Annotated in this window: 16 protein-coding genes; 12 read left to right on the forward strand and 4 right to left on the reverse strand. The window is 72.7% G+C overall.

The genetic code is table 11. The features are described 5' to 3' along the window. Positions 1 to 103: 103 nt before the first annotated feature. The gene (locus tag ACQPYE_RS04935) at positions 104 to 448 is read right to left on the reverse strand and encodes a ParB family protein (protein WP_498719479.1); all 345 of its coding nucleotides are present in this window, start codon (positions 446 to 448) and stop codon (positions 104 to 106) included. 383 nt (positions 449 to 831) lie between these two features. On the opposite strand from ACQPYE_RS04935, the gene ACQPYE_RS04940 reads away from it, so the two are divergent. Genes ACQPYE_RS04940 through ACQPYE_RS04980 form a run of 9 tightly spaced genes read left to right on the forward strand, consistent with a single transcriptional unit; the run spans position 832 to position 10,179 of the window. After that, entirely contained in the window at positions 832 to 1,107 is a 276-nt protein-coding gene (locus ACQPYE_RS04940) for a hypothetical protein (RefSeq protein WP_170185127.1), read from the forward strand. Between the two features lie 3 nt (positions 1,108 to 1,110). Continuing rightward, positions 1,111 to 1,584, forward strand: a complete 474-nt coding sequence (locus ACQPYE_RS04945; RefSeq protein ID WP_498719481.1) for a hypothetical protein — start codon at positions 1,111 to 1,113, stop codon at positions 1,582 to 1,584. 25 nt (positions 1,585 to 1,609) lie between these two features. After that, positions 1,610 to 4,426 carry an ATP-binding protein gene (locus ACQPYE_RS04950; RefSeq protein ID WP_498719483.1) on the forward strand — a complete coding sequence of 939 codons (2,817 nt, stop codon included), beginning with the start codon at positions 1,610 to 1,612 and terminating at the stop codon, positions 4,424 to 4,426. A gap of 40 nt (positions 4,427 to 4,466) precedes the next feature. Beyond that, positions 4,467 to 6,371, forward strand: a complete 1,905-nt coding sequence (locus ACQPYE_RS04955; protein WP_498719485.1) for a hypothetical protein — start codon at positions 4,467 to 4,469, stop codon at positions 6,369 to 6,371. Next, positions 6,371 to 6,982, forward strand: a complete 612-nt coding sequence (locus tag ACQPYE_RS04960) for a hypothetical protein (protein WP_498719487.1) — start codon at positions 6,371 to 6,373, stop codon at positions 6,980 to 6,982. Before ACQPYE_RS04955 ends, ACQPYE_RS04960 begins: the two co-directional genes overlap by 1 nt. Position 6,983: 1 nt before the next feature. Continuing rightward, a complete protein-coding gene (locus tag ACQPYE_RS04965; RefSeq protein WP_498719489.1) occupies positions 6,984 to 7,985 on the forward strand; it encodes a C40 family peptidase in 1,002 nt (333 codons plus the stop codon). Between the two features lie 12 nt (positions 7,986 to 7,997). After that, a complete protein-coding gene (locus tag ACQPYE_RS04970; protein WP_498719491.1) occupies positions 7,998 to 8,525 on the forward strand; it encodes a hypothetical protein in 528 nt (175 codons plus the stop codon). Positions 8,526 to 8,562: 37 nt separating this feature from the next. Beyond that, entirely contained in the window at positions 8,563 to 8,751 is a 189-nt protein-coding gene (locus ACQPYE_RS04975; protein WP_157621353.1) for a hypothetical protein, read from the forward strand. Positions 8,752 to 8,772: 21 nt separating this feature from the next. Further along, positions 8,773 to 10,179 carry an RNB domain-containing ribonuclease gene (locus tag ACQPYE_RS04980; RefSeq protein WP_498719493.1) on the forward strand — a complete coding sequence of 469 codons (1,407 nt, stop codon included), beginning with the start codon at positions 8,773 to 8,775 and terminating at the stop codon, positions 10,177 to 10,179. A gap of 70 nt (positions 10,180 to 10,249) precedes the next feature. Here ACQPYE_RS04980 and ACQPYE_RS04985 read toward each other — a convergent pair whose 3' ends face one another. Then, the gene (locus ACQPYE_RS04985; RefSeq protein WP_498719494.1) at positions 10,250 to 11,374 is read right to left on the reverse strand and encodes an FAD-dependent monooxygenase; all 1,125 of its coding nucleotides are present in this window, start codon (positions 11,372 to 11,374) and stop codon (positions 10,250 to 10,252) included. 124 nt (positions 11,375 to 11,498) lie between these two features. Here ACQPYE_RS04985 and ACQPYE_RS04990 point away from each other — a divergent pair, with 124 nt between their 5' ends. From ACQPYE_RS04990 to ACQPYE_RS05000, 3 genes are read left to right on the forward strand one after another with little or no spacing between them, the layout of a single operon-like run. Beyond that, positions 11,499 to 12,428 carry a TetR/AcrR family transcriptional regulator C-terminal domain-containing protein gene (locus tag ACQPYE_RS04990; protein ID WP_498719496.1) on the forward strand — a complete coding sequence of 310 codons (930 nt, stop codon included), beginning with the start codon at positions 11,499 to 11,501 and terminating at the stop codon, positions 12,426 to 12,428. 52 nt (positions 12,429 to 12,480) lie between these two features. Beyond that, the gene (gene npdG / locus ACQPYE_RS04995) at positions 12,481 to 13,149 is read left to right on the forward strand and encodes an NADPH-dependent F420 reductase (protein WP_498719497.1); all 669 of its coding nucleotides are present in this window, start codon (positions 12,481 to 12,483) and stop codon (positions 13,147 to 13,149) included. Further along, complete coding sequence (locus tag ACQPYE_RS05000) at positions 13,149 to 13,904, forward strand: helical backbone metal receptor (RefSeq protein ID WP_498719498.1); 756 nt, start codon at positions 13,149 to 13,151, stop codon at positions 13,902 to 13,904. The genes npdG and ACQPYE_RS05000 overlap by 1 nt, the downstream gene beginning before the upstream one ends. Here the strand turns inward: ACQPYE_RS05000 and ACQPYE_RS05005 are convergent. Together ACQPYE_RS05005 and pip are read right to left on the reverse strand one after the other, a co-directional pair. After that, on the reverse strand, positions 13,894 to 14,343 hold the full coding sequence (locus ACQPYE_RS05005; protein ID WP_498719499.1) for a GNAT family N-acetyltransferase: 450 nt from the start codon (positions 14,341 to 14,343) through the stop codon (positions 13,894 to 13,896). The genes ACQPYE_RS05000 and ACQPYE_RS05005 overlap by 11 nt on opposite strands. A gap of 54 nt (positions 14,344 to 14,397) precedes the next feature. Next, positions 14,398 to 15,342 (reverse strand): prolyl aminopeptidase, encoded by a 945-nt coding sequence (gene pip / locus ACQPYE_RS05010; protein WP_498719500.1) that lies wholly within the window; start codon positions 15,340 to 15,342, stop codon positions 14,398 to 14,400. Between the last annotated feature and the right edge of the window lie 18 nt (positions 15,343 to 15,360).

Genomic DNA, 15,360 nt, shown 5'->3' on the forward strand with positions numbered 1-15,360 from the left:
CGACTCGGCACCAGCCGACTCGGCACCAGCCGACTCGGCACGCGTGAGCAGACGGGGTCCCTTCCGCACCTGGGGGTGGGAAGGGGCCCCGTCCGCGTGCGCGTCAAACGCGGCGGGCCGGGCGTCCGGGTGGCATGCGGAACACCGGGCGGAACGCCGCGCCGCCGTTGTAGCGGCGCTCCAGCTCGGCCACGTACGCCTCGACGGCCGGGTTCACGATGTCGGCCAGGCTGCGCACGCCGGCCTCCGCCTCGTAGGCCGCCAGGTAGGTCGCCGCGGCCCGCGCCCGCTCCAGCACGTCCTGGTCGAAGTTGACCGTCCGCTGCACCCGCCGCCCGGTTTGCCGGTCCCCACCGGTAACCTGATCATCGTCCGAGACGGCCACGGAGACGGTGATCTCGTTCACTCCGCCGGCTGGTTCGGGCACGTCCTCGGGCGGCTGGGTCATCGGCGGGCCTCCTCGGCGTCGTCACTGCTGCCTGCGGACCGTTCGGGTGCCCACCGCTCGACCGGACGGGGGATTCGTCGTGGTCGGCGAAACGTGGGCCGAAGATCGTGCACACTGTGCGTGACCAGGGGCTTCGCAGGCGGGTGAACTATCTCAGCAATCGGGAGAATCCCGGGACGTCGGTTTTCCACCGGCTCCCCCCGATCCATGATGTCCGTGGTCAGATTAGACGTAATCGACTACCAGGGGAACGCTTATTGATCTACGCACCGCTGATCGCCAGGCACACCTGGTGACGAAGACGTGTTCTACTCGATAGCGCACCAACCGGACGGGCACCCCTCGGCCCGCCCGGCGAAGTCCTGCGTACTCAGGAGTACGAGATGACCGCCATGACCCTGGTAACACTCGCCCAGCAGCCGCCCGCTTTGGGCACAGGCGGGGTGCGCCAGTGGATCCTCGACAACCTGGTCCCGCTGCTCTTGTTGACCGTCGCGCTGCTGCTCCTCTGGCTCGGCGGTGGCAAGGGCGACAACGCCGGGGTCATGCGCCGCCTGGGCGGCGTCATCATCGCGTTGGCGATCATCGGCCTGGCCGTCACCACGAACGCGGGCGCGAACATCGGCCAGTGGATCGCCGGCCTGTTCACCGGCGGGTGACCCTTGCGGGTACGCACTGACGACGAGGTCTACCGGGTCGACGCCGTCTGGCTCGGCCCGCCCAAAGCGACCTTCCCGTGGCGTGCGCGGTACGTCGCGTGGGGTGTCGGCATCGTGGTCTTCCTGCTGGTCACGGCTGTCCAGCGGCAGGTGGGCTTCGGTTTCGACTTCATCAACACCGGCTGGGGCTTCGTGATCACGATCGCCCTGACCCGGTTCATCTGCTCGCGGATCAGCCACGAGCGCCCGCTGTCGTCGGTCCTGGCGATGTGGGTGCGCGAGCTGACCGCGCCCCGGGAGACCACGTCCGGGCGGGGCGGCGCGGCCAGCGCCGCGCGGATCCGCGTCGCCGCGCAGCGCCCGCGCAAACGTCCCAAGAGGGGCTCGAAACGCGCGAGCGCCGCCACCCGATCCCAGCACCGCACGCAGCAAGACCGCCGTCAGAAGGAGGTGCGCGGTGTTCGGACGCCGGCGTGACCGTGACCGACGATCCGCTGCGCACGTGGCCCAGCACGCGGCTGCGGCGCGCGACGACCGCAAGGTCTACAGCAAGCGGGGCCGCCGCCTGCCGGGCGAGCAGGCCGTGCCGAGCTACACGCCGTCGATCTCGGCCCGCAGCATCGACGGCCACCTGCTGCGCACCGGCCAGGAGGTCTACGCCTGGTACCGGCTCGCGCCGCAGCGCTGGTCGTTCCGGTCGGACTCGCAGCGCCAGGACCTGATCGCGGCCATCGCGGGCCAGTACGCCGAGCTCCAGGGCCGCTGGATGCACCTGCGCGTGACGAACCGGCCGTACCCGATCCGGATGTGGGCCGAGGCGCACGTGCACAACGCCGTGCGCCGGCTCCCGGACACCCCCGGCACGCTGAGCTTCGACGACTACATGGTCGGCGAGCAGCAGCAGCTGATGGGCCGGTCGATGGCCGAGAAGGAGGTCTACCTCGGCGTCCAGGTGCAGACCCGCAACATGATGGACCGCGCGGTCGAGCGCGCCGCGCCCGTGCTGCGCAAGGTCTTCCCGGACGCGGTGGACGCCGAGCTGGTCGCGATCGAGTCCGAGATCGACCACCTCGACCAGGTGATCGGCTCCGCGGGACTGGAGGGGCGTCCGGCCACGGCCGAGGAGATGGCCTGGCTGATGCACCGGTCGTGCTCGCTGGGCCTGCCCGCGCCGCGCAACCTGCCCGCCGTGCCCGGCGCGCCGTGGGAGCCGGAGGACCTGGCGTCGTTCACCGACGCGGCGGACTTCCACCAGGAGCCGTACTCGCCGACGGTCACCGTGCGCGGTCGCACGGGGTCGAACGCGGGCATCAAGCGGCACGTCGCGGTGCTCACCGTCGGCCTGATGCACGGCTTGCAGATCCCCGAGCAGGACGACCCGTGGGTGCAGCGGTCGGACCGGCTGCCGGCGGCGGTGGAGTGGTCGGCGCGGATCTACGTGCGGCGTCCCGAAGAGGTCTCCGGCGAGTTGCAGCGGCAGATGAGCAAGGTGCGCTCGCAGGTGCGCCACTACACCGACGAGCACGAGCTGGACCCGCCGCAGTCGCTGGCCCGCCAGGCGTCCCGGGTGCTGGAGATCGACGACGAGATGACGTCGGGCTTCACCGCGCTGGGCACGCGGGTGCGCAGCTGGTGGCGGCTCGCGGTGTCCGGGCCGACCGAACGGGAGGCGCTGCGGCTGGCGCAGGGCCTGCTCGACCTCTACAAGCCGAAGGTGGCCATCGAGCACCCCGAGGCGCAGTACGCGATCGCGCGGGAGTTCATCCCCGGCGAGCCGCTGTCGTCGTCGGCGTACCTGCGGCGCGGCTCGGTGCTGTGGGCGGCTTCGGCCGTGCCCACCGCGACGGCCGAGGTGGGCGACCGGCGCGGCATCCTGCTGGGCGAGACGGTGACCGCGACCCGGCGGCCGGTGGCGTGGGACCCGTGGATGGCGCAGGAGCTGCGCGACTCGTCCGGCCTGACCGCGATGGTCGCGGGCCTGGGCGCGGGCAAGTCGTTCCTCGGCGGCGGCATCGTCTACAAGACGTTGCGGGCCGGGGCGCACTGGACGCTGCTCGACCCGTCCGGGCCGCTGGCGGCGCTGTGCGAGCTGCCGGAGCTCAAGCCGTACGCCCGGCCGATCAACCTGCTCAACGCGCAGGCGGGCATCCTCAACCCGTACCGGGTGGTGGCCGAGCCGCAGCTCGACCACTTCATGGACGAGGAGGACCCGGAACGGGCGTGGCGGCGGGAACGCGCGCTGGCCGCGGCCACCCGGCGCCGCCTCGTGCTGGACGTGCTGTCCGGCCTGCTGCCGTTCGAGGTGGCCCGGTTGCCGCAGACCCGGATCGTGCTGCTGCGCGCGGTCCGCACGGTCGGCGGCCGGCCCGACGCGCACCCCGGCATGGTGTTCGAGGCGTTGCGGCGTGACGCCTCGGAGCACCACGAGCACGCGGTCGTGGTCGCCGACTTCCTCGACGAGATGCGGGAGCGCATGTCGCTGCTCATCCCGGAGGAGGACCTGGACCCGTACAACGAGACGCGGGACGACCGGCTGACCGTGCTGACCATGGCGGGGCTGAACCTGCCGAAGGACGGCACGGGCCGCGAGCACTGGACGGACGCGGAAGCGCTCGGCGTGGAGATGCTGAACCTCGCCGCGTGGCTGACCCAGCGGTCGATCTACGAGCGGCCGAAGGACCTGCGCAAGGGCGTCTGGATCGACGAGGCGTTCTTCCTGTCCGAGGTGCCGACGGGTCGCGTGCTGATGAACCGGTTCGCCCGCGACTCCCGCAAGTGGAACGTCCGCGTGCTGCTGTCGTCGCAGATCCCGGCCGACTTCCTCAAGATCCAGGGCTTCATCACGCTGCTCGACTCGGTGTTCGTCGGCCGGTTGGACGACGACCAGGCCCAGGCCGACGCGTTGCGCCTGCTCAAGGTGCCGATCGGGGCGGGCTACGAGCAGGTGGTGGCGTCACTTGGCCGCCGCCCGGGCGGTGTCCGCACCAACCTCGAACGCGACCGCGCGCCGCGCCAGTTCATCTTCGGCGACGGCGCGGGCGGCGTGGAGCGGATCCGCATCGACTTCTCCGGGCCGCACCTGGAGCACCTGCGCAACTCCCTCGACACCACCCCGGACGCCATGCGCGAGGGCCCGGAGTCGACCGAGGTGGAGGTCTCCTCCCCGCCGCAGGACCCGTTCGCCTACGCCGAGCAGTACACCGACGAGTACGACGACGAGCTGGCCGCCGACCTGGAGGTCGGCCTGACCGACGAGCTGGTCGACTCGGCGCACGGCGAGGGAGGAAACCGCCGACCGGGCCGGGAAGGCAGCGCATGAGCGGCCTCGGGCACGGGTCGCGGACACGCGGGGGGCCCGCATGAGCACCCTCCTGCTGGTGGCGCTGGTCGCCGTCGCGCTCTACGCGCGACGGCGGTTCAGACACGCCCAAGAGCACGCCGAGGCACACGGCCGGCCGGCGCGCGCCCGGTGGCGCGCGATGGCCGTGGTGGTGGCGATCGTCGGCCTCCAGGTGGTCATCGGGGCCACGCCCGCCAGCGCCGCGCCGTGCGGCGAGGCGCCGAACCCCGAGCGGCCCGGCTCGGGCATGGTCGGCGCGATCGACCCGCCGATCGGCAACGGCCTGCCGGAGACGCCGTACCTGAACCACGGGTACGCGGGCATGGTCTGGCACACCTACCAGGAGAAGTGCCTGGTGCCCAACGCCACCCCGGTGCTGGACACCTGGATGGGCAACGAGCTGTTCAACGTCGGCAAGAACATCGTCGGCGCGACGAACGCCCTGCACTACACGGTCGTCGGCCAGGGCCTGCTGCAACCGCTGGACGAGGCGGTGAAGACGGGTGTCCAGAAGGTCTACGACAACGTCTACCTGCGCTGGTTCGGCCTGGTCGCGCTGATCCTGGCGATACTGATGTTCCGCCAGATCTGGCAGGGCGACCTGGCCTCGATCAGCAAGCGGGGGCTGTGGGCGCTGGCCGCGATGTGGCTGGCGACCTCGACCCTGGCGCTGCCGCAGTTCTACAACCTGCTCGACAGCACCCTGGTCACCAAGACCTCGGAGATCCAAGCCGGTTTCATCGACGTGGACGCGGGCCAGGACACCCTCGACAAGCTCCCGACGGACCTGCACACCACCGTGGTCTACCAGAGCTGGCTGCGCGGCGAGTTCGGCGCTCCCGAGGCGCCGCAGGCCGCGGAGTTCGGCCCGAGGCTGCTGGCCGCGCAGTCGTGGACGGTGCAGGAGCTCGCCGACCACAAGGACGGCGACCAGGCCGCGCTCGACGCCAAGAAGGCCGAGTACAAGAACATCTACGCGCAGCTCGGCCCGACGAAGGGCTACTTCAGCGGCGATGACGGCGGTCGCACCGGCGCCGGGTTCCTCTCGCTGCTCCAAGCCGTCGCGTTCTCGCTGTTCCAGCTGTTCGCGAAGGCCGCGGTGCTGCTGGCGCAGCTGCTGCTGCGGGTGCTCACGCTGGCGGGCCCGCTCATCGGCCTGGTCGCGCTGATCCACCACGACCTGCTGCGCAAGGTCGCCCGCGCGGCGGCCGTGACCGTGTTCAACGTGCTGGTGCTGGCGGTGCTCGCGGGCACGCACGCGCTGCTGCTCCAGGCGATCTTCAACGCCACCGGGTTGACGCTGCTGACCAAGGCGCTGCTGGGCCTGATGCTGACCCTGGTCTGCTTCATGGTCGGCAAACCGCTGCGCCGGATGTGGCAGATGGTGGAGATGTCGGTCGGCTCGGCCAGCAACGCGCTGCCCATGCGCGGCGGGGTGTTGTCGCGGTTGCGGAAGAAGAAGGAAGGGCCCTCGCCGCAGGAGGAGTTCTGGGACACCGTGCGCGACGCGGACCCGGACGGGCCCGAGGTGCCGCAGCGGGACCGGCGGCGGGTGCGGCCCGAGGCGGCCAACCCCGTGGCCGCCACCGCGCAGCGGTTGGACCGGGCCGGGAACAGCGTGGGCGAGTTGGGCGCGGGCAGCGGGAACGGCGCGGCGGCGTTGCCCGCGGGCGGGTACGCCGGTCCGGCGGCGTTGCCGTCCGGGCGGTCCAGGGTGGTCGACGCGGTGCCCATCGCCGACCGGAACTACGACCGCGTGGACGACGCGGTGCTGGTGCCGTCGCGAGTCAGCGGGTCCGGTCGGGTGCTGGACGCGCCGGCCGGCGTGCCGGGACCGCGCCGGGCCGAGACGGAAGTCGTGGCGGGACGGCAGGTCCACGTGATCTACCGGCCGTCACGCGGGCTTGAGGTCAGGGACAGCTGATGCCGATCCGAACCAATCGCGGCCGCGCGGCCGTGTACCGACGCCTGTGGGGCTGGCCCCTGCGCTCGCCCCGCCACCTCGTGACCACGATCGTCGGCGTGTTCGTCGTGGTCACCACGATCAGCGTGGTCATCCCGAACGCGATCAAGCCGCCGCCGGGCCGCGGCGGCACGGCGGGCGCCACCACCACCGCCACGACGGGCGGCAACGGCGGCAACCAGGTCGGCGTGCTGCCCACCCTCACGTCCACCGCGCTGCCGACCAAGGCGCAGAGCCCCACCGCCGCGGCCCCCTCGGCGCCGGTGAACCCCAACGCGCAACTGGTCGCCGACATGTGGGTCGACGCGTTCGGCTCGTACGAGCCGGGCAAGACGACCAAGGAGCAGTGGCTGGCTGCGCTCAAGCCCTACACGAAGAACGAGAAGTTCTCCGCGCTCCAGTCGGTCGACCCGGTGAGTGTGCCCGCGGAGATCGACAAGGCGGTCAGGCCGATCAAGTCGGTCACCGGTTCGGTGGACTTCGAGGCGAAGCTCAAGGACGGCAGGCTGATCGTCACGGTCGCGGAACTGCCCGAGGGCTGGGTCGTGACCGACTGGACCAAGGTGGGGTGACATGCTGAAGATCGGGCTAGTGGTCGTCGCGGTGGTGGCCGTGGTCGCCGTCGCCGTGACCAACGGCGTGTCCACCGTGCTCGACGAGAGCACCCCGTCGGAGGAAGCCGCCGGCATCCGGATGGCGAGCTGCAACGCCTCGATCGGCCCCTGGGGCGGCGGCGGCGAGGAGAAGGGCCGCCGGGAGGCGGAACGGCTCACCGACGAGCAGCGCACCACCGTCGCGAACATCATCTCCATCGGCCGCGAGCGCCGGCTGTCGCCGCTGGCGTGGCAGGTCGCGATCCAGGCGGGCATGACCGAGTCGGGGCTGCGCAGCCTGGACTACGGCGACCGCGACTCGCTGGGCATCTTCCAGATGCGCCCGTCGATGGGCTGGGGCACGCCGCAGCAGGTCACCGACCCCCACTACGCGATCAACAAGTTCTACGACGTGCTGCTCAAGCTGCCCGACTGGGAGCAGCAGCGGCCCGGCGACTCGGCCCAGGACGTGGAGCGCTCGGCGTTCCCCGACCGGTACCACAACTGGGAGGCCATGGCCGCCTTCCTCATCAGCAAGGAAGGCGACGTCAGCGACCCGGCGGGCTGCGGCGAGAACGTCGGCCAGTACCTGCTCGCGTCGAACGCGGCGGGCACCGCGATCGAGTTCACGAAGCAGCAGCTCGGGGAGCCGTACCTCTGGGGCGGCAACGGTCCCGACGCCTGGGACTGCTCCGGCATCCTGGTCAAGGCGTTCGGCGCGGCGGGCGTGAAGATCCCCCGGGTGGCGAACGACCAGTACATGTCCGGCGGGGCGTACCTGCCGGTGCGCGAGGCCAAGGCCGGCGACCTGATCTTCTGGGCCACCAACCCGGCCAACCCGGTCACCGTCCACCACGTGGCGATGTACCTGGGCAACGACGAGTACATCCACGCGCCGCAGACCGGTGACGTGGTGAAGATCAGCAAGGTGAACTGGACCTACCACGAGTTGATGCCGCTGGCCGTCCGGCCGGGCGTGTAGGGAGGCACGACGGTGTTCAACCACGAACCCATCCAGCGCCACGCCGGGCCGCCCGCGTCGAGCACGCCGACGCGGGACTACCTCAACACCCGGCCGCCGGGCACCGACCAGTCCTACGCGGTGCTGCCGCGGTCGCTGGTCGAGGCCATGCCGCTGCCGTGGCAGCAGCAGATGGCGCACCTGCTCGCCGACTTCCACCGCACGTACGGGCACCTGAACTGGCCGGTGTACCGGGTGGTGCCGTCGCGGGTGGAACGGCTGGTCGACCTGGACGAGGAGCAGCTGGCCGAGGTCGGCGCGATCGTGGAGATCGACGCGGACGGCGAGCTGGTCTACCGGGACCGCTCCGGCGCGGTGATCGCCGACCCGGAGCACAAGACCGTGCTGGTGTCGGTGCTCGACCCGATCCCGGGCGAGTTCGCCAACGCCAACCAGAACACGCCGCCGCGCGGCTTCCCCCAGCCGCCGGCCGCGCCGCAGCCGACGTTCCCGCAGTCGGGCCCGGTGCCCGTGCAGGCGCCCCAACCACCCCGCTGGTGAACATGACACGCGCCGCGGCGCGTGGAAACCTGGGTGCATGGCTTCTGACCCGAACGCTTGGTACTACTGCCTGACCCACCAGACGGTCGAGCACGGTGTTGGCTGCCGGGGCGGTGACCGCATGGGCCCCTACCCGGACGAGGCCACGGCGCAGCGCGCGTTGGAGCTGGCGCGGGAGCGGACGAAAGCCGAGGACAAGGCCGATAAGGACTGGGGGAAGCGCTGAGGCCGGCCTAGGGTGCACCCCATGGTGATCCGCACCGGTCGAGCGGACCTGGACTTCGGCGGCATCCGGACCGAGTTCGGCCTGCCCGATCAGTTCCCGGCCGACGCGCTGGCCGAGGCACGGGCCGCGGTGTCGCGCGACGTCGGCGTGGCCGACCGCGAGGACGCGACCGGGCTGCCGTTCGTGACCATCGACCCGCCCGGCTCGAAGGACCTGGACCAGGCGCTGCTGGTGCAGCGGGTCGGGTCCGGGTTCCGGGTGCACTACGCGATCGCCGACCTCGGCGCGTTCGTGGTGCCCGACGGCGCGCTGGACGCGGAGGTGCGCGAGCGGGGCCAGACGCTGTACCTGCCCGACGGCAACGTGCCGCTGCACCCGCCGGTGCTGTCGGAGGGCGCGGCGAGCCTGCTGCCGGGCCAGACGCGGCCCTCGGTGCTGTGGACGTTCGAGTGCGGCCCGGACGGCGAGCCGGTCGAGGTGCGGGTGCGGCGGGCGGTGGTGCGCTCGACCGCGCAGTTCGACTACGAGGGCGTGCAGGCGCAGTTCGACGCGGGCACGCCCCACCCGTCGATCGAGGCGCTGCCCGACTTCGGCCGGTTGCGGCGGGAACGCGCGGTCGAGCGCGGCGCGGTCGAGTTGCAGCTGCCGGAGCAGGAGATCGTGCCGAACGGCGACGGCGACTGGAAGCTCGTGGTCCGGCCGCGCGCCGACGTCGAGGCCTGGAACGCGGAGGTCTCCCTGCTCACCGGGATGGCCGCGGCCAAGATCATGCTCGCGGCGAAGGTCGGGGTGCTGCGCACGCTGCCCGACGCGGACGACGGCGCGGTGGACGTGCTGCGGCGGTCGGCGCACGCGCTCGGCGTGCCGTGGCCGGCCGGCGTGACACCGGCACGGCTGTTGGCGGGCCTGGACCCGAGCAGGCCCGAGGCGTTGGCGCTGTTCGTGGACGCGACCCGGCTGCTGCGCGGCGCGGGCTACACGGCGTTCAACGGCGAGGTGCCGTCCGTCTTCACGCACGCGGGCCTGGCCTCGCCGTACGCGCACGTGACCGCGCCGCTGCGCCGGCTGGTCGACCGCTTCGCCACCGAGGTGTGCCTGGCCGTCACGGCGGGGCAGGACGTGCCCGAGTGGCTGACCAGGGCGTTGCCGCTGCTGCCCGGCTTGATGGGCGGTTCGGACGCGCTGGCCGGCAAGGTCGACCGGGCGTGCCTGGACCAGGTCGAGGCGTGGGTGCTGGCCGACCGGGTCGGCCAGCGGTTCGAGGCGGTGGTGCTGCGGGCGGAGGGCAACGGCGCGGACGTCTTCGTCCCCGAGCCGCCGGTGATGGGCCGCTGCACGGGCGAGGACCTGCCGGAAGGCGAGCGGATCGCGGTGCGCCTGGTCGAGGCCGACCCCGAACGCCGCAAGGTCGTCTTCGAACGCGTGTGACCGCCACCCGTCGAGCCGCCCGTCGAGCCACCCGCCGGACGCCTCGACGGGTGGCGGGCCGGGTGAGCCGTCAGCTCGCCGGGTCGTCCAGGGAGATCGCGTGCTTGGCCCGGTCGACCGACTCCTCGGCGGGCGGGCCGGCCGGGTTCTCGGTGGCCAGGGCCTGGTTCAGCTCGACGAACGGGCGCATCCGCCGCTCGTAGGCCGCGAACGCGGTCGGGTGGTCGACACCCGCCCGACCCAGCTCCTGCGCGAGCACGTGCGCGCCGACCAGCGCGAGGCTGGTGCCCTGCCCGGACAGGGCCGAGGCGCAGTAGCCCGCGTCCCCGACCAGCGCCACCCGGCCGGTCGTCCAGCGGTCCATGTGGATCTGCGTCATCGAGTCGAAGTAGAAGTCCGGGGCGTCCGCCATCGCCGCCACCAGGGTCGGCACGTGCCAGCCCAGGCCGGCCAGCCGCTCGGCCACGATCCGCTTCTGCCGCGCGACGTCCCGGTGGTCGTGGGCCAACGGCTCGGAGGCGAAGCCGAGGGTCACCCGCAGCTCGGTGTTGTCGCGCACGGGGTAGATCGCGCCGCCCGTGCCGGCCGCCTGGTCCTGGAACCACAGCTGCCACCGGTCGAGGTCCAGGAAGTTGGCGGTGGGGAAGATCGCCAGGTACTGGCCCAGGTGTCGGCCGAACCGCTCCTCGGGTCCGAAGGCGAGCCGCCGCACGGCGGAGTGGGCGCCGTCCGCGCCGATCACGAGGTCGACCGTGCGGGAGCCGCCGTGCTCCAGCTCGACCCGCACGCCGTGCTCCTCCTCCCGCAGCGCGGTGACCGAGTCGCCGAAGACGTGCTCGACCCCGTCCCCGGTCGCCCGGTGCAGCACCGTGATCAGGTCCTCCCGCAGCAGTTCGACGTCCTCGCCGGCCAACCGGCCGCTGCTGAGCGCGTACTCCTCGGACCGGAACAGCTCGTTGCCCTCGCCGTCCAACACGGACATCCCGCGCATCCGGGTCCGCGCGGCCCGCACCTGCTCGCCGAGCCCCATCCGGTCCACCACGTCGAGCGCGACACCGCGGACGTCGACGGCCTGGCCGCCCCGGCGCGGGCCGGGCGCGCGTTCCACCACCGTCACCGAGAAGCCGTGGTGCCGCAGCAGGTGGGCCAGGGCCGAACCAGCGACGCCGGCCCCCGAGATCAGCACGGTCCGCATGGTGTTCCTCCGCAAGAAATAGACGCTGTACGTTTACGATGAACACACTGCATGAACACGCAGGAAGCAGCCAAAACTGACCTAGTACAGTTTGGCATCTGTACCAGCACAGGCAGGGGTGGACGTGTCGACCGGACCGCGGTACCTGGGCATCGTCGCCGACCTCCGGCGCCGCATCGAGGAGGGCGAGTGGCCGCCGGGTGCCAAGGTGCCCTCGACCCGCCGGATCGCCGCCGAGTGGGGCGTCGCGGCGGCCACCGCGGCCAAGGCGCTCGACACCCTGGCCAGGGACGGGTTGGTGCGCGCCGAACCGCGCTCGGGCACGGTGGTCGCCGACACCCGCCGTCCCGCGGCCGGCAAGCACCGCCCGGCGCACGGCAGGCAGCCGGAGCTGACCCGCGAACGGGTCGTGCGCGCGGCGATGGCGATCGCCGACGCCGAAGGGCTCGGCGTGCTGTCCATGCGCGGCGTCGCGGCCCGCCTCGGGGTGGCGCCGATGTCGCCGTACCGGCACGTCGCGGGCAAGGACGAGCTGGTCGTGCTGATGTCCGACGCCGCGTTCGGCGAGCAGGGCTACCCGGACCGGCCGCCGGAGGGCTGGCGGGCCCGGCTGGAGCTGTGCGCGCGCACCCTGTGGTCGCTCTACCGGCGACACCCGTGGCTCGCGCAGCTCACCCCGATCACCCGGCCGCTGCCGCTGCCGAACCTGGCCGTGCACGCGGAGTGGGCGCTGGCCGCGCTGGACGGCTTCGGCCTCGACGCCGCCGACCTGTGCGACCTGCACGTGATGCTCTTCAGCCACGTGCACGGTGTCGCGGTCCACCTGGAGCGTGAGCAGCAGGCGCTCGGCGCGTCCGGGCTGTCCGAGGACGAGTGGATGGACCGCCAGGAGCCCGCGATGGAGGCGATCACGGGCTCCGGCCGCTACCCGACCTTCGCCCGGATGTTCACCGCGCTGTCCCGGGACGGCTACGACCTGGACCTGGACCACCTGTTCGAGCTGGGCCTGCGCTCGCTGCTGGACGGCCTCGCCCTCCGGCTCGACCGGCTGTGATCACGCACGCGATCGGACGGCCCGCCCGGAACTCCTGTGATGTGATGGCCGGGTGACTGATATTCGTGAGCTCACCGTCGGGGTGCTGGGCGGCACCGGAGCGCAGGGCAAGGGCTTGGCGCTGCGGTGGGCCAAGGCGGGCCTGGAGGTCGTCATCGGCTCCCGCGACGCCGGACGCGCCGAGGCCGCGGCCGCGGAGATCCGCGAGCAGGCGGGCGGCGGGCACGTCGAAGGCGCGGACAACGAGGGCTGCGCCACGCGGGCGGACGTGGTGCTGATCGCCGTGCCGTGGGACGGGCACGCGGACACCGTGGCGGCGCTGCGCGAACCGCTGCGCGGCAAGGTCGTGATCGACTGCGTGAACCCGCTCGGCTTCGACAAGCAGGGCCCGTTCGCGCTGCCCGTGCCGGAGGGCAGCGCCGCGCAGCAGGCCGCCGCGCTCCTGCCGGACTCCCGCGTCACGGCCGCGTTCCACCACGTCTCCGCGGTGAACCTGGCCGACCTGACCGTCGAGCGGGTGGACAACGACGTGCTGGTCCTGGGTGACGACCGGGAGGCCACCGACCTCGTGCGCGCGCTGGCCGAGACCATCCCCGGCTTCCGCGGCGTCTACGGCGGACGGCTGCGCAACGCCCACCAGGTGGAGGCGTTCACCGCGAACCTCATCGCGATCAACCGCCGCTACAAGGCGCACGCCGGCCTGAAGATCACCGACATCTGATGCTGCCGGTCGACGACCTCGGCGAGCCGGTCCCGCTGCCCGGTCCGCCGACGCGCGTGGTCAGCCTGGTGCCGTCGCTCACCGAAGCCCTGGTCACCGGTGCCGTCGACCCGGCCGTCCTGGTCGGGGCCACGGACTACTGCACCCACCCGCCGGACCTCGACGTCACCCGGGTCGGTGGCTCGAAGTACCCGGAGGTGGACCGGGTGCTGGCGCTGCGCCCGGACCTGGTGCTGGCCAACAGCGAGGAGAACCGCCCGGAGGACGTCGAACGGCTGCGCGCCGACGGCATCCCGGTGTGGGTCACGGCCGCGCCCGCCACCGTCCCCGCCGCGCTGGGCTCGCTGCGCCGCCTGCTCGGCACGGCGTGGGACGTGGAGCCGGACTGGCTGGTCGAGGCCGAACGGCTGTGGCGCGAGGTGACGCCGCCGTGGACCCGGGCCGTGGTGCCGGTGTGGCGCAAGCCGTGGGTGGTGCTGGGCCGCGACACGTTCGCCGGCGACGTGCTGCTGCGCCTGGGCGTGGTCAACGTTTTCGCCGACCACCCCGAGCGCTACCCCCGACCCGGGCTGCCCGACCTCCAGGACGCCGACCTGGTCGTGCTGCCCGACGAGCCGTACCTCTTCACCCCGGACGACGGCCCGCAGTTCTTCCCCGGCCTGCGTCCGGTGCACGTCTCGGGCCGCCACCTGACCTGGTACGGCCCGTCGCTGGTGGACGCGCGCGCGTCGTTGGCGGCGGCGCTCAGGCCGTGAGGAACCGCTCGCCGACCACCTGCCCGCGGAACGCCTGCCCGGTCGGTGTGAACCCGCAGCGCGCGTAGAACCCCTCGGGCCCGCCGGGGCCCGGCACCCAGAGCACGGTGATCCGGTCCTGGCCACGCCGGCGTGCCTCGGCGGCGAACTCCTCGACCGCGAACCGCCCGTACCCCGCGCCCTGGTGACCGGCCGCCACGGCGAGCCGCCAGATGCCGCACCGGAAGTAGTCGACCGGGCTGCCGGGGTCGAACGCGCCCATGACGAACCCCACGACCCGGTCGCCGTCGTGGACCACCCGCGGCCACGCGACCTCCGGCTGCGCGTAGGCCTCGGCGAGCGACTCCGCGACGGGCGCCACGAACCTCTCCTGCCCCGGCTCGAGTTCGAGCCGACAGGCCGCCACGACGTTGTCCGGTGTCACCGGTCGGAGTTCCACGCACCGGAGTCTGGTCGTGCCCGGCACCCGGCGTCCAAGCGCGGATGGGCCGGATCACACCTGCTTGAACCGGTCGGTGGCGGCCAGCAGCGCGCGCAGGACGCCCGGCTCGTCGAACGCGTGCCCGGCGTCCGGCACCACCACCAGCTCCGACCCCGGCCACGCGCGGTGCAGGTCCCAGGCGGTCACGGCGGGGGTGGCGAGGTCGTAGCGGCCCTGCACGATCACGCCCGGGATGCCCGCGAGCTTCCCCGCGTCACGCAGCAGCTGCCCCTCCTCCAGCCACCCGCCGTGGCGGAAGTAGTGGTTCTCGATCCGCGCGAACGCCAGCGCGTACCGTGGCTGCGCGAACACCTCCACCAGCTCCGGCCGGGGCAGCAGCGTGACCGTCGACCCCTCCCACACGCTCCACGCCACCGCCGCCGGTTCGCGCACGGCCGGGTCCGGGTCGTCCAGCAGCCGCCCGTAGGCCTCGATCACGTCCGCGCCCTCGGGCACGCGCGACACGACCTGCTCCCACAGCTCCGGGAACAGGAACCCCGCGCCGCCGCCGTAGTACCAGTCGAGTTCCTTGCGCCGCAACGTGAAGATGCCCCGCAGCACCAGTTCGGTCACCCGCTCCGGGTGCGTCTGGGCGTACGCCAGCGCCAGCGTCGAGCCCCACGACCCGCCGAACACCTGCCACCGGTCGACGCCCAGGTGCGCGCGGACCTCCTCCAGGTCGGACACGAGGTGCCAGGTGGTGTTGTCCGACAGGTCCGTGCCGCGCTCGGACGCGTGCGGCAGGGACCGGCCGCAGCCGCGCTGGTCGATCAGCACGATCCGGTACGCGGCCGGGTCGAACAGCCTGCGGTGCACGGGCGCGCACCCACCGCCGGGCCCGCCGTGCAGGAACACCACGGGCTTGCCGTAGGGGTTGCCGCACACCTCCCAGTAGACGCGGTTGCCGCCGCCGACGTCGAGCAGGCCCTGGTCGTGCGGTTCGATCTCGGGGTACATGGCGACCACTCTGCCCGA

The organism is Actinosynnema sp. CA-299493, from assembly GCF_050946825.1.
GTDB lineage: Bacteria > Actinomycetota > Actinomycetes > Mycobacteriales > Pseudonocardiaceae > Actinosynnema.

Bases quoted from the DNA above. Each gene is read 5' to 3' on its own strand.
- ACQPYE_RS04975 (WP_157621353.1), top strand. From the start codon at position 8,563: ATGGCTTCTGACCCGAACGCTTGGTACTACTGCCTGACCCACCAGACG.
- ACQPYE_RS04940 (WP_170185127.1), top strand. From the start codon at position 832: ATGACCGCCATGACCCTGGTAACACTCGCCCAGCAGCCGCCCGCTTTG.
- ACQPYE_RS04980 (WP_498719493.1), top strand. From the start codon at position 8,773: ATGGTGATCCGCACCGGTCGAGCGGACCTGGACTTCGGCGGCATCCGG.
- ACQPYE_RS04965 (WP_498719489.1), top strand. From the start codon at position 6,984: ATGCTGAAGATCGGGCTAGTGGTCGTCGCGGTGGTGGCCGTGGTCGCC.
- pip (WP_498719500.1), bottom strand. From the start codon at position 15,342: ATGTACCCCGAGATCGAACCGCACGACCAGGGCCTGCTCGACGTCGGC.
- ACQPYE_RS04935 (WP_498719479.1), bottom strand. From the start codon at position 448: ATGACCCAGCCGCCCGAGGACGTGCCCGAACCAGCCGGCGGAGTGAAC.
- ACQPYE_RS04985 (WP_498719494.1), bottom strand. From the start codon at position 11,374: ATGCGGACCGTGCTGATCTCGGGGGCCGGCGTCGCTGGTTCGGCCCTG.
- ACQPYE_RS04955 (WP_498719485.1), top strand. From the start codon at position 4,467: ATGAGCACCCTCCTGCTGGTGGCGCTGGTCGCCGTCGCGCTCTACGCG.
- ACQPYE_RS04960 (WP_498719487.1), top strand. From the start codon at position 6,371: ATGCCGATCCGAACCAATCGCGGCCGCGCGGCCGTGTACCGACGCCTG.
- ACQPYE_RS05000 (WP_498719498.1), top strand. From the start codon at position 13,149: ATGCTGCCGGTCGACGACCTCGGCGAGCCGGTCCCGCTGCCCGGTCCG.